The organism is Staphylococcus durrellii, assembly GCF_015594545.1.
Taxonomy (GTDB): domain Bacteria; phylum Bacillota; class Bacilli; order Staphylococcales; family Staphylococcaceae; genus Staphylococcus; species Staphylococcus durrellii.
The window spans coordinates 1463476-1477084 of the sequence record NZ_JADIIO010000001.1; the positions used below are offsets into that span (position 1 = coordinate 1463476).

Consider the following 13609-nt stretch of genomic DNA (forward strand, 5'->3'; position numbering starts at 1 on the left):
TTAAAGTGCTCCTTTAATATACTTCAAAATACTTTCTCTATCATTTGGTAGTGGTTGGATTGGATCATCTAATAACGATATAGCTGTATCAGGATCTTTTAAGCCATTTCCTGTTAATACAGCCACAACTTTTTTTCCTTTAGGTAATTTATTAGCTCTATGTAATTTTATTAAACCAGCAATTGAAGCATTACTTGCAGGTTCGCTAAATATACCTTCTTTAGAAGCCATTAATTTATATGCTTCTAAAATTTCTTCATCCGTAACACTATCGATTAGACCGTTTGATTCATTAATTGCGCTTGTAGCTTTTTTCCAACTAGCTGGATTCCCAATGCGAATAGCTGTTGCTACAGTATCAGGATTTTTCACTATTTTATTCTGTACAATTGGAGAGGCGCCTTCAGCTTGGAAACCATACATATTAGGCAATTGTGTATCTAATTGGTCATGAAACTCCTTGAAACCTTTCCAATAAGCAGTAATATTACCAGCGTTACCCACGGGTATCGCTAAAATATCTGGTGCTACACCATCTAATTGATGTACAACTTCGAAAGCACCTGTTTTTTGCCCTTCAATACGATATGGGTTAACTGAATTTACTAATGCGATTTCACCATTTTCAGCAACTTCTTTAACGATTTCTAAAGCTTCATCAAAATTACCTTCGATTGAAACTATTTCAGCACCATACATAACGGCTTGCGATAATTTCCCCAATGCTATTTTTCCTTCAGGAATGACTACAATGGCTTTAAGTCCTGCTCTAGCAGCATAAGCAGCCGCTGATGCAGATGTATTACCGGTAGAAGCACAGATAACAATTTTTTTGCCTTCTTCTTTGGCTTTAGCCATTGCCATTACCATTCCTCTATCTTTAAATGAGCCGGTAGGATTTGCCCCCTCATATTTAACATATAACTCAATATCCAACATATCTGACAAGTTTTGACAGTGCACTAAAGGTGTTTGCCCCTCATTTAATGTAATTTTAGGAGTGTCCTCACTTACAGGTAAATACGATTTAAACTCTTCTACTAAACCTTGCCATCTTTTCATAATTATTAAACTCCTTCTACTGGATATACTTTATTTACGTCAAAACCTTCATTAGCTATTAATTGCTCAGGTGACTCATCAATACCTAATATTACGACACTAATAGTATCGTTATTTCTTTTAGTTACTTCTAGGTTTTTATGCAGAGGTAGTGCCTGTTTGATATCAGACTCTATTTTATTTATATCTTCACTATTTGTATTTATAACAATATAGAAGTTTGATTTTTCTTTAATAGTGACAGTATCTTCATCATCCATCATTTCTTTTGTTTCTTCAGTTTTTAATTCGAAATGAGGTGGCAGCGTGTGTAAATCATATTCAAATTGCAAAGCAACATTTAATAAGTCACTTACAACCGCACTTCCTGTAGCTAAGCTGCCGGCACCTTTACCATAGAACATTGTTTCTCCTACAGCATCACCTATCACATAAATCGCATTATATTCATCTTCAACCGCTGACAATTGATGTTCTTTACTAATTAAAGTAGGTGCTACGGATGCATTCACTTTACCTTTTTCATATGTGCCTTTACCTACTAATTTAATTTTGTAACCTAAATCATCGGCAATTTGAATATCTTCTAATGTAACATCACTAATTCCTTTACGTTCAACGTCAGTTAAATTAATAACTTGGTTAAATGATAAGTAAGAAGTAATAACTACTTTTCTAGCGGCATCAATACCTTCAACGTCATCAGTCGGATCTGCTTCGGCAAAACCTAAACGTTGCGCTTCATCTAATGCATCTGTAAATGAAGTTTGTTCGCGCGTCATTTTACTTAATATGAAGTTAGACGTACCATTTAAAATCCCCATAAATTTACTAATATTATTAGCATTTAAACCATTATTTATAGCGTTAACAATTGGAATGCCTCCCGCAACACTTGCTTCATATTTCAATGCAACACTATTGCTTTGAGCTAGATCTTCAAGAACATTTAAATGAACAGCAAGTAAGTCTTTATTTGCAGTAATAACATGTTTTTTTTGGCTTAAAGCACTCTTCAACCAATCGACTGTTGGCTCAATGCCTCCCATAACCTCGACTACAATATCGATAGATTCGTCCTCTAATATGTCATTTACATCTTCAGTTAAATGATATTTGCTAACGTTAATGGGTCTCTTTTTAGTAATATCATTTACTAAAATGTGTTTTATATTAATTTCTTTATTAATTGTTTCAATGATTTGTTGTCTATTCTCTTCAATAATTTTTACAACACCTGATCCCACAGTACCTAAACCAAGTAATGCTACGTTCAATTCCTTCATAACTTCATTCCTCCGTTGTTGTTCTTCTAAAAAATACAATTGTATTCTTGAAAAATACTAGAATATGATATAGTATAAATTCATTCCCAAAATTTGTAAAGTTTGCTAGTTTTGAATTATATTAATATCCTATCATTGTTATTAACAAAACTAAATAAAATATTCTGATTTTTTTGAAAGGTTGTAAAATTATGAAAGTAGCTAAATTCGGTGGAAGTTCTGTTTCTAATGCAGAACAAATAAAAAAAGTATTACAGATTGTCAATTCTGATGCTGACAGAAAGATAACAATTGTATCTGCTCCAGGTAAAAGACATAAATCAGATGTTAAAACGACTGATTTATTAATTAGGTTATATGAAAAAGTAATTGGTAACTTGAACTATTCTTCAAAAAAGGAGGAAATCGTTCAACGTTATGCAGATATTGTTGATGAACTTCAAATGGATGAGCATATTTTAAAATCTATCGATGAAACTTTAGAGCGATATATTACTACATTGAAAAATAAACCTCCTCGTTTACTAGATGCACTGCTTTCTTGTGGTGAAGATTTTAATGCACGAATCATAGCTGAATACAATAATAGTCAAGGCATACCTACCCGTTATGTCTCACCTGGCGAAGCTGGTATTACAGTAAGTGATTTACCACAAAATGCACAAATATTAGATCAATCCTACGAAGCATTGTTCAACTTACGTAATTATAAAGAAAAATTAATCATCCCGGGCTTCTTTGGTATATCAAGACAAAATTACGTCGTTACATTCCCTAGAGGGGGATCAGATATTACTGGAGCAATTGTTGCAAGAGGTGTAAGAGCTGATTTATATGAAAACTTTACAGATGTTTCAGGTATTTTCAGAGCTAACCCTATGATCGTAAAACAACCACAAGTTATCGATGAAATAACTTATCGTGAAATGCGAGAACTATCTTATGCAGGATTTGGTGTTTTTCATGATGAGGCTTTACAACCATTACATAAAGACCGTATTCCTGTGTTAATAAAAAACACAAACAAACCGCATGAATTAGGTACATACATACGTCACGATAGAGAAATTAATACTAACAATGTTGTAAGTGGTATTAGCTGTGATAAAGGATTCACAGTTATAAACATCAAGAAATATTTAATGAATAGACAAGTTGGCTTTACGCGTAAAGTTTTAGGCGTGTTAGAAGATTATAATATTTCTTTTGATCATATGCCATCAGGTATTGATAGTATTAGTATCATTATGCGTTCCAAAGAAATTGAAAACAAAGAAGAACAAGTATTAAGTGACATTAGAAAACATTGTGACGTAGATGAATTAAGTATCGAACACGATTTAGCTATTTTAATGATTGTTGGTGAAGGCATGCATCGTATTATTGGTACTGCTAGCCGCATTACACATGCCTTAGCAGAATCAAAGATTAACCTTAGAATGATGAATCAAGGTGCTTCAGAAATATCTATAATGTTCGGCATCGATGTGAACGATGCTGAAAAAGCAGTAAAAGCTACTTATGAGTATTGTTATAACGGGAAATGTATCCTCTCATAAACACAAAAATCCTTTAAATCTTAGTATAAACATTATGTTTATACTTAATGATTCAAAGGATTTTATATTACATTTTTTTCTGATATAAGAGCCTGATTGATGCGTTCATCTCCTACTACTAAACGTAAAATCACAAATTGATAATAACTTAACGCATCGATGACATTACGATAATTAGGTAATTGATGATAATCAATAGGATCTAACAATTCATACATCAACACTATTTCGGGCTTAACATAATCAACATCCCATTTAATTGAATGGAAATAGATATGCTTTTCAGGTAATCTTATATTATTATCTAAACGAAACATCCATTCATCATTTTTAACATCGTATATGATAATTGTCATTATCATCGTATCTCCATCATATATATTTGCATGCGTAAGCGATTTAAAATTAATTTTAGTAAAATCTATGCTTTCATGTTGTTCATCATACAATTTAATAGTAAACCCTTCAGGTATATATTTAATTACTTCGGAAAAATATGTACGTTGTACGCTAATATCAATTTTTTTATCTAAGTCAAAGGCATCATGTAGAAAAAGTTGTTTTGCTATTTCTCCGTTAAATTTAAAATAATTACCTACTTTATTAATTAATTCGTATACAACAGTTTTTACGTTCTTAAATTCTTCATTCAAACGACTGCCACCTCCTAAAGTAAGCGTTTTCAATAATTTCATTATATAAGCTGTCCTATGTTTTTTCAATTGTTATAGCAAAATTACTACTTATTTTGTAGGAATTTATGACATTTCTCCGACTTTATAATATTGATCTTCATCATATGAAGTAATGATTTCGGGATAATTCATCAAATATATGGATTCCGTTCTTTTAAATAATGTTTGTTGTATTTGTGCTACCTCCTCATAAGTTTGAAATAATTCTCTATTGAGCCGATAGGGTGCTGACATAAAATATTGTTTGATGTGATATTTTTTAAAAGTGTCACACACAGTTTCACCTATAACTACATGAAAAGTACTATTCACCTGACCTGTAGGTATAATAATATTAAAATTAGTGTTTTTAGCAGCATAATGTATGATATCTGTTGAGTAACTTATTAGAGCAATTTTTGTATTGTTACTATACAAAGTATCTATAACTCTATAAGACACAGGATGATTATCAAATGCAATAATATCATTGTCGACTATTGCGGATATTCTCTCTTGTAATACTTTATCAGAAGCACGCATTTGATTTCCTCCCTGTTCAATTCTTGTTATTACTTTTAGCATAATTCAATTATTAATGTTAGTTCAACTAAAAAACAAAGCATTGCCAAAAAAAGCAATTTATATAATAAATTTTGTGATATTTATTTTTTTAATTTTTCTATGTAGATAATAAACTTAGTTATTATTATTGATTAATTAGTTGTATTTTTTATATAATTAATAAGAGTAGATATGCCGTTGAACTAATAGTATGTTAGTATTTAACTACTGTTCATTTATATTTTAAATTTTAAGTAGATTAGGATGATAAAGATGTTTCTTTCTATAATATTGCTAATAATCATCTTTTTATTGATTATTGCTTTATATCTTGACCACCGTTTCATGCAAAATAAATTAGATACCGAAATATACGCTAAGACACAATTAGTTAGAAAAATTAGCACAGTATCTACCGAAAATACAAATTTAAGAAACCAAATGCTTAATTTCGATGCTAACAATGATAAACATCATCATGGCATTAGAAAAGCAAAGCAAGATTTAAATGAAATTATGAATAAACTTGTCGATAGTAATAAATTAAATAATTTTGAAATTATTTCGACTAGTAATTTAGCTGTAAAGCATCCATTTTTTGAATATGCACGTCCATTTGACTATATTGTCATTACTGAAAAAGGACTTTTCAATATTGATGTTAAAAATTGGAGACAAAAAACTTTTTATCACTTTAACGTTGATCCAGAACAAGACAAAAATAACGACATAATCGATAAAACAGAAGATCAAATCGTTGGTCGCTATATTGCTAATAAGTTTCATAGCCAATTTAATTCAACACGCATGACGAGTTATACATTTATTGAGCGTATTAAAAATGATACTGTTATCTTTGATTTTTACAGTCAAGACCCTTATAAAGAAGCTGCTTATAATACTAAAATTTTACAAGAAAAAATTAAAGAGCGCGTTAACCACAGCATCAAGAATATTGGTTTAGTATACTTTACCGATGGATCTGTTAATTTAATAGATGGACCAACTGAGCGTGAAAAATATGTTGAAACTGTTTCTTCTAAATCAAGTTTAAAAGATATTATTGAAGAAACTGTTACTACTGCCGAAGAATCATTATCTAAAGAACAATTCGACAGATTAGTTGAACGTTTTACTGACTAAGACTTCAAAAGAGCACTGCTATCAATAAAAGATAACAGTGCTCTTTTTTTATCCATAATGACATTGCTTTAAACAATGGCAATAGAATAAAATTAATTATTGCTATTCCAAATATTTAAGTGTTTGGATTGAGCCTCTGCTTGACCCTTTTTAAAAACATCACGATATTTACCATTTGGGGCAAAATATTTTTCTCTAGCTAGTCCTTTTTTCACTAATAGTTCGTTCAACATCGTCTTTTTATCTAACCATACGTATGCTAACGTACGACTATATCTATCCTTTGGTTCTTTATCATATTCCAAATATACATCTTTGTTTGTTAAATGTTCTTTAGTGAAATTTGAAGCAGCTTTACCATATGGTTGTACAGGCGTATTTGGCTTAACTGTTTCAGGTGTATCTATACCAATAAGTCTAACTTTAATTTCTTTATTATTACTATCTTTTGCAATAAAAGTGTCTCCATCTACTACTCTTTCTACATGGACTTTACTTGCGTTTTTAAGCCCGTTTTCAGTGGTTTTATTGTCATTATTGGCGAATGGTCCTGCATGATTTATATATTGAAAAGTCAACACACCAACTACGACAACGCAACAAATTAATAAGGTCATTTGCTTTGATGATTTCATTATTGCACCTACTTTGCTAATTACGTACCGATTTATCATATATAATAAAATAAAGACCGTCAATATATAATTCATTAATTAAATAATAAGGACTAGTTCTTCTAATTTTAGCAAATTAATGACAATATTATTTTTTATATCCTTGTATTAAGACAACATGTTATAATGACTTACGATAGGAGTTGAATAAACTTGAGTATTTTTAAAGAAAACATGATTTCAATTATAGCTGTTGTTATCGCAATTATAGTTGGTTTAATATTACAATATCAATTTCAGCTACCACTTATAGTGTCTGCTATGCTAGCCATTTTCTTGGGCATATTCGTAGGTTTTATTATTGTATTGATACAATCCATTGTATCCAAAAAGAATAAAAAATAGCTAAGAGTCTCTGCATTTTAACATCATTGTAACGTTCTTAATGGTGCTTAAATATGCGTTTGCTCTTTTTTTAATCGCTCATTTAATATTTTGCACTTCTTAAGTTTTAATTAATATTTATCGGGTAATATTTATTTTATAGTAAATTCTCATTTAGTAAGTAATGATATTGCGAAGGGGCAGGATGGCATTAATGAAAATTATTAATCTATTAAAAGAGTCAAATGATATTAAATACACAGTACAAACTTCTAAAGGAAACTTATTTCAACATCGAATACCTATTCATACACCTAGTGAACAAGTAAACAAAATTTTATCCCTAGTGGAACAGTATAATGATAAACAATAAATAAAAGATACACGCTATTATTTGTAGCTTGTATCTTTTATTTATTGTTTATACTTTTTTAATTATAGCTAGCTTTTTAAATCTCTATTATTGTTATAGCTATATGTTGACCTTTTACAAATTGGACCTCACGTCTTTCTAGTTTATAGATAACATAATTAGTGTAATTTTTATATTTTCATCTGACAAAAATAAGATACGTAAAATTTCATTGCTAGTCAAATCTTTTCCAATGTCTATTAAAAGCAATTGTTCTTTCACAGCCAAAGGATTTATATATTTGAAAAATACTATATCATTCTTTTACTTTGATTAGTTCTGCAAAAATAGTATTTTGCAACATAATGTCTAAATTACCTTCATTTAATAAAATTGCTTATCGTCTGTTGAACTCATTGTAGGATGCAATTACCGATAATCGTACCCATTAAAATCTCTCTCCTGATCCGTTCAGGCCGATAATATTGTATACATTCTAATATTAAATATCGCATTAGTAACTACTGTATTATCTTTATCACGTTATTCTACTTACGCTTAATTTGTATAAATATAAAAATGAATACTTACGTATGTAGTGAGTAATTTCATGAAAGAAAAATGGCACATGTTACAGCGTCATTAATTTACATAATATAATTATTGTCGTTATTTTCTACAATAAAAAGTACCAACAAAGTATTTTTAACTTTATTGGTACTTTCAATATTAATATGCAGTATAATTAACTTTTAATTAATGTTAAAAATGTAGTGAATTTTTCTTCAGTTGCTGGATATCTCTGTTCCTCAAATTCACGAACTGTCGAGTTTAATAATTTATAATCTGATACTTCATCACTTTTAAGATATTCATTAATTTTTGCTTCTAAATCTTTTAATGAATCTGCTTCTAAAATTTCTAATTTAACTTCTTGCATGTTCGTCACTTCCTTAAAATATGGTTATCCTATATATACCCAATAAATATTAAAATACTCTATTTAAAGTCAGATAATATCGGATGGTCTGTTCTCGTATTGTGAAAAACTGCCACTTAAGCTTTTCACACACCTACAGAAATTGCGTTCGTATAAGTAAAAAATAACCGCCTCAATAAAACCACGGATACTTAGACGCCTATTCAATAATAAGTAGGTTTAGTTATCGGCATCACTCTAACTTCCCTCATTTGAGACACAATCCGTGTCAATCACTAAGACGTTTCACAGAACAACCCATGTTATCATATTATTATGACAAAGCTTACTAAATAACTCTTTCCCAATGAAACATTTGGGAGGAGGATAGTATCAAGACAAGAAAACAATTGTTTTCACTGGTTCTAAAAACCACTTATTTGTTAATCCCTTGGAAATAACTTAATGCCCATTATTGCACTCCAATGTTGATTACTATTCAGTAGTCCTTATTATAATTTCATGTATTAGGATGACTTTCCCCATTACTTTTTAGTGACTTTGAAATAACTTTATTATTTTATTATTCTTATTTGTTGAATTATATCCTTACTTCTATGTTTATATTCATCTATACATTTCATGTACTTAATAAGTAAAATATATTCTATTTAATAGTAAAAATTCGAATTTTAAAAAAGTATATACTTATTTTTGTCGGAATTTTAAAGTAGGAGTGAATGTATTGAAATCGGATTCGGAATTGGAATTTAACTATATTGAAGATAGACTTGATAAACAAATAAACTATTATTATATCCAAAGTAACCATGCAAAACATAGCGATAATATTTTTAAAACTATTCAAATTATCTCAGCTGCCAGTGCTACAGTTTTAACTACTAATTCTTTTATGTATAATTCTATTATATTATCAACTTCTTGTACTATTATTTGTTTATTTTTAGTTGTTTCACAATCGATTAATGCCTACAAAAAGTATAATGAGAATTACATTCGATTTAAAATCACTTGCGAAGCATTAAAACGGGAGAAGTATTTATATTTAGAAAGAGTAGAACCTTATAATAAAACAAATGCGTTAAAGTTACTTGTGTTAAGTAGTGAGAGTATAATCATAGAAGAAAATAGAGACTGGAAAACGATTCAAAAAGAATTCGAAGATTTGGATAATTTATTATCGTCAAATGCAACTAAAATTCTAAATTAAATACATAGTTGACCTATTCAATTAGATCAGCTTCAAATCGTCATATAACGAATAATAAAAACCTGCCCAGTTAGGCAGGTTTTTTATTATGCATTTGACGGTAAAACGAAAACACCTTGTATTTCAGCATTTTGTTTTCCTAAACGATTATCAAGTCTTAATGCTACTGAAGTAGCATTTTCAGGAACTACTACATCTTCTACGCTATATATTCCTTCTTCTGATTTAACGATAGCTTTAATTGTATTTCCAAATTTAACACCGGCAATTTGGAAGCCATATTCAAACTTTGTTTTAGGATCTACAGAATTAGACATTACTTTGATATTAAACTTTTTATTTGGAGCTAATTCGTTTTCTGCTTTAAAATTATAGAAAAAGTAGCCATTCGGTTTCAATGTTAATGATCCATCTGAATTAAATGTATTAACAGGATTTGTGTTTAAAGATTGAAAACTTGAAAAATATGAATCCTTATGGTTTGCAGCATAAGTTTTTATATTTTGACCATCTTCAGGAATCACTACTAAATTTGGTACTTTAGAATTACTATCATTACCCTCTGCTGGTACTAATTTAAATCCTTTTACGTTAGTATTAGTAGTACCTTCTCTATTATCTATACGCAATGTGAATTTTTTTGCGCCTTCAGGAATTACATAGTCATCTAATGTATAGTTACCTTCACTTACTTTAGGTATTTCTGAAATACCAGCAAGGTAAACATTTTGACCATTTTGAACAGAATATTGGAATTTTGTTTTAGGATCCACTTTACTAGCTACTAGTTTTATATTAATTTTCTTACCAGGAGCTAATTCATTTTCTGCTTTAAAATTATAGAAAAAGTACCCTTTAGGTTTAATAACTATTGAACTATCTGAATTTAATGAATTGTTAGGATCAGTATTTAGTGATTGGAAACTTGAGAAATGGCTATCTTCTACTTCTTGTGCATATTGACCTAAATGCTGTTTTTCTTCTGGTACGACAATTAAGTTATTTTTTAACGCAGTTTTAGCAAGTTGATGGTTAATCATAACTAATTGATCTTTTGCATTTTCAAATTCATTTTGCGTACTTGCTGAAGTATTTATATTATTAATTCTTTGGTTAAACTCGTTAACAGTAGTATCATCATTTAAGAATACAGGTGCTAATGACTGAACGTTGTTTAATACACTTTCTTTTAAATTCGATAGTGTTTTGACATTAAAATTAGTTTCAGAATTATCGAGATTAATTCTACTAAAACCAATATTAGACCCGAAAACAGTTAATGCCTCATTGGCATCACTAATATTATAACCCCACATTTTATCAGTATCTTTATTCAATAGCGTATCTTTCTTGAAAGTAACTTTTAAATTAACTGTTCCACCTACAGACTTTTTACCGTTAGGAAATTTTACATCTTCTCTAAACCAATAAAAACCTTTATCATCTCTAGTTAATACATCTTCGTAATTTTTACCTTGCCATCGATAAGTAGCTGTTACTTTCTCAATTTTATTATTAATTGATTCATTTGTTCTTAGGGCTCTTTGTTCAAAACGAGTTAACCCATCATTATATTTTCCACCCTCAAATTTATCTAATTCTAATCCATCTCTTTTAATTTCTATATTAGCTACTTGTTTACCATTTTCTTGAGTTATACTAGTTAGTCCAAAATGATTTGCTAAAGTTTTAACAGCAGTATCTTTAGCAAATTCTTTATATAAGTTATCACTATTACGACTTTCAATAAAACTTTGCATGTCTTTAAGTAACTTATTTATATAATTAATATCTTCACTTTTGCCAGATATACTAGTTGTTTGTGTTGAATTTCCATTTTCATTGTATGATTTCCACAGATTTGGCGTATTTGTAATGCGTGAGGCATTTCTTAAAAATAATTCTAGTTCAGGTTGCGATAAGTGTGCTTTTTGATTATTAATATAATCAAGGATGTCTTTCATTTTGCTATTTGAGTCGACAGTCAGGCCGCTTATTTTAACAGGTTTAACCTCTTTTAATGCTACATCTATACGTTTATTTATGTTTTCTAAAGTTAATTTTGCACGTTTATAGTCATTGTAGTCTTGTAAATTACTCGTTGCTTTTGTAACAAGTTGTAAATAGTAGTCCTTATTTCCACCAGGTTGAGTAAATAAACCACTTTGTATATTATTCAATTTAGTTGTTAATTTTTGTTTCACACCATTTAAATTATTATTATTAAAGTTTTTGTCAAAGCCTGACTGTGAAAAATTGAATTTTTGGAAACCAAATGTAACTGCTGATTGCGGAAAGAAATGTTCTGCATCACTAAATATATATCCCCAAGCTGCGTCCCTTGCTTTATCCAAAATTGCATCTTTCTTTAATTTTAAATGAAAGTTTACACCTCCACCTATATGTGCTTTTGCTTTATATTTTTCGTTTTCTTTTAACCAATAGAAACCATCTTTATCTCGAGTTAGAACTTCATCTACACTTTGACCTTTCCACTTATATTTTATACGCACTTCTTCAATCTTGCTATTCAATGAGTTATTTGTTCGTAAACCCCAAATATCAAATCTGTGATCCCAAGGTAACCATTTACCATTATGTGGATACGTGATTGGTATAATATCTTTACTTAATCCAAGGTTAATTATTTGATTGCCTTCTTGTGTGCGTTGGATATTATTATTTAAAGTAAATTTATTTGCTTGATTTCCAGTATTATCGCTTCTTAAATTAGTGTAGTATGAGTCGCTATCTCTATTTTTAATTAAATCACTCACTGCTTTTGTAATAGCATTAACATTTTCTACTTTGTTTTCTGCAACGTTTTGTCCGTTTAACTCACTCACTTTAGAGTATTCTTTATCGTATACGTTTTTCCAACTGTTATTACTTATACTTGTTTCTCTTGCTACTGCTCTTAAATAGAATTTTCTTTCTACATCCGTCAATTGATTACTATTATCTTCAACATATTTAACTACATCTAATTTTTTTGTATTTTTATCAACTACTTTACTTTCTACATTAGTTGATTTTAAAGGCGCTTTTTCTTTTTGCGCCTCAGATTGTATATTATCACTATTGTTTTGTACAGGCGCTTGAACTCTTTGTGGTTGTGCACTTCTTGTTGTTAATGATTCATTCGGTTGATTTGTTGGCTGTGTTGTTTGATCTTGCACATCATTTGTAGACATATGCGTATTACTTGAAACATTTTGTTGGAGTGCTTGATTTTGAGTTCCTTCTGAATTTCTACTTTCTTGATTCCCATTTTGTATTTCATTTTGCTGAGTGTTTTGATTATTTACTGATTCTTCAGAAGCCTTTGCTTCATTACTATTACCATAAATAAATGCACTCCCTACTAAGATTGAAGCAATACCTACGCTAAACTTACGTATTGAGTACTTATTATCTTTTTTACCTAAACATGATTTATAAAATTCCAATTTTCTTACCCACTTTACTAAATTTTATTTTACCAAATTCGTATAAATAATTTAATTTAATACAAATTTGTTATAAAACAATTATAATTTATTCAATTATATTTAAAAAAGACTATAACCTTATATGGTAAAATTAAAAGCATTATAATGTAAAAAACAATAATATATTACTGAAAATCAAACTTTTCTCATGCTTTTTATATAAATAAAAAACCCGTAAGTGAGAACTTACGGGCTACGCTTACGAGTTAGTTATTTAAACAACTTATGTACAACTTACTATTTTACAATTACTGGGAAGTAGGTATTATAATTCCGCTAATTAGCTATGTAAGTTATACAAGAAAAGATTATTATATTTTATTATAATTG

The 13609-nt window shown here is 29.4% G+C and carries 12 protein-coding genes; 5 read left to right on the forward strand and 7 right to left on the reverse strand.

The features are described from left to right. Positions 1–1062 carry a threonine synthase gene (gene thrC, locus ISP02_RS07125; protein WP_195720889.1) on the reverse strand — a complete coding sequence of 354 codons (1062 nt, stop codon included), beginning with the start codon at positions 1060–1062 and terminating at the stop codon, positions 1–3. A 5-nt stretch (positions 1063–1067) separates the two neighbouring features. Next, entirely contained in the window at positions 1068–2348 is a 1281-nt protein-coding gene (locus ISP02_RS07130) for a homoserine dehydrogenase (protein WP_195720890.1), read from the reverse strand. Between the two features lie 191 nt (positions 2349–2539). Between ISP02_RS07130 and ISP02_RS07135 the strand changes: the two genes are divergently transcribed. Next, positions 2540–3907 (forward strand): aspartate kinase, encoded by a 1368-nt coding sequence (locus ISP02_RS07135; RefSeq protein WP_195720891.1) that lies wholly within the window; start codon positions 2540–2542, stop codon positions 3905–3907. A gap of 62 nt (positions 3908–3969) precedes the next feature. On the opposite strand, the gene ISP02_RS07140 is transcribed toward ISP02_RS07135, so the two are convergent. Together ISP02_RS07140 and ISP02_RS07145 are read right to left on the reverse strand one after the other, a co-directional pair. Beyond that, the gene (locus ISP02_RS07140) at positions 3970–4602 is read right to left on the reverse strand and encodes a hypothetical protein (protein WP_195720892.1); all 633 of its coding nucleotides are present in this window, start codon (positions 4600–4602) and stop codon (positions 3970–3972) included. A gap of 63 nt (positions 4603–4665) precedes the next feature. Further along, positions 4666–5124 carry a sugar phosphate isomerase family gene (locus ISP02_RS07145; RefSeq protein ID WP_195720893.1) on the reverse strand — a complete coding sequence of 153 codons (459 nt, stop codon included), beginning with the start codon at positions 5122–5124 and terminating at the stop codon, positions 4666–4668. Positions 5125–5418: 294 nt separating this feature from the next. On the opposite strand from ISP02_RS07145, the gene ISP02_RS07150 reads away from it, so the two are divergent. Further along, positions 5419–6288, forward strand: a complete 870-nt coding sequence (locus ISP02_RS07150; protein WP_195720894.1) for a hypothetical protein — start codon at positions 5419–5421, stop codon at positions 6286–6288. Between the two features lie 92 nt (positions 6289–6380). On the opposite strand, the gene nucI is transcribed toward ISP02_RS07150, so the two are convergent. Further along, positions 6381–6923, reverse strand: coding sequence for a thermonuclease NucI (gene nucI / locus ISP02_RS07155; RefSeq protein WP_195720895.1), 543 nt, complete (start codon positions 6921–6923; stop codon positions 6381–6383). Positions 6924–7115: 192 nt separating this feature from the next. On the opposite strand from nucI, the gene ISP02_RS07160 reads away from it, so the two are divergent. Both ISP02_RS07160 and ISP02_RS07165 read left to right on the forward strand, forming a co-directional pair. Further along, positions 7116–7307: a hypothetical protein gene (locus tag ISP02_RS07160; RefSeq protein WP_048794008.1), complete on the forward strand. Its 192-nt coding sequence runs from the start codon at positions 7116–7118 to the stop codon at positions 7305–7307. A 193-nt stretch (positions 7308–7500) separates the two neighbouring features. After that, on the forward strand, positions 7501–7659 hold the full coding sequence (locus ISP02_RS07165) for a hypothetical protein (protein WP_195720896.1): 159 nt from the start codon (positions 7501–7503) through the stop codon (positions 7657–7659). 724 nt (positions 7660–8383) lie between these two features. Here ISP02_RS07165 and ISP02_RS07170 read toward each other — a convergent pair. Next, positions 8384–8578: a hypothetical protein gene (locus ISP02_RS07170; protein ID WP_195720897.1), complete on the reverse strand. Its 195-nt coding sequence runs from the start codon at positions 8576–8578 to the stop codon at positions 8384–8386. 724 nt (positions 8579–9302) lie between these two features. Between ISP02_RS07170 and ISP02_RS07175 the strand changes: the two genes are divergently transcribed. Continuing rightward, on the forward strand, positions 9303–9788 hold the full coding sequence (locus ISP02_RS07175) for a DUF4231 domain-containing protein (RefSeq protein ID WP_195720898.1): 486 nt from the start codon (positions 9303–9305) through the stop codon (positions 9786–9788). Between the two features lie 86 nt (positions 9789–9874). On the opposite strand, the gene ISP02_RS07180 is transcribed toward ISP02_RS07175, so the two are convergent. After that, entirely contained in the window at positions 9875–13237 is a 3363-nt protein-coding gene (locus ISP02_RS07180) for a YSIRK-type signal peptide-containing protein (RefSeq protein ID WP_195720899.1), read from the reverse strand. Between the last annotated feature and the right edge of the window lie 372 nt (positions 13238–13609).

What these genes read in the sequence shown, in the direction of transcription:
- thrC (WP_195720889.1), bottom strand. Translation starts at nt 1,062, where the DNA reads ATGAAAAGATGGCAAGGTTTAGTAGAAGAGTTTAAATCGTATTTACCT.
- ISP02_RS07130 (WP_195720890.1), bottom strand. Translation starts at nt 2,348, where the DNA reads ATGAAGGAATTGAACGTAGCATTACTTGGTTTAGGTACTGTGGGATCA.
- ISP02_RS07135 (WP_195720891.1), top strand. Translation starts at nt 2,540, where the DNA reads ATGAAAGTAGCTAAATTCGGTGGAAGTTCTGTTTCTAATGCAGAACAA.
- ISP02_RS07140 (WP_195720892.1), bottom strand. Translation starts at nt 4,602, where the DNA reads ATGAAATTATTGAAAACGCTTACTTTAGGAGGTGGCAGTCGTTTGAAT.
- ISP02_RS07145 (WP_195720893.1), bottom strand. Translation starts at nt 5,124, where the DNA reads ATGCGTGCTTCTGATAAAGTATTACAAGAGAGAATATCCGCAATAGTC.
- ISP02_RS07150 (WP_195720894.1), top strand. Translation starts at nt 5,419, where the DNA reads ATGTTTCTTTCTATAATATTGCTAATAATCATCTTTTTATTGATTATT.
- nucI (WP_195720895.1), bottom strand. Translation starts at nt 6,923, where the DNA reads ATGAAATCATCAAAGCAAATGACCTTATTAATTTGTTGCGTTGTCGTA.
- ISP02_RS07165 (WP_195720896.1), top strand. Translation starts at nt 7,501, where the DNA reads ATGAAAATTATTAATCTATTAAAAGAGTCAAATGATATTAAATACACA.
- ISP02_RS07170 (WP_195720897.1), bottom strand. Translation starts at nt 8,578, where the DNA reads ATGCAAGAAGTTAAATTAGAAATTTTAGAAGCAGATTCATTAAAAGAT.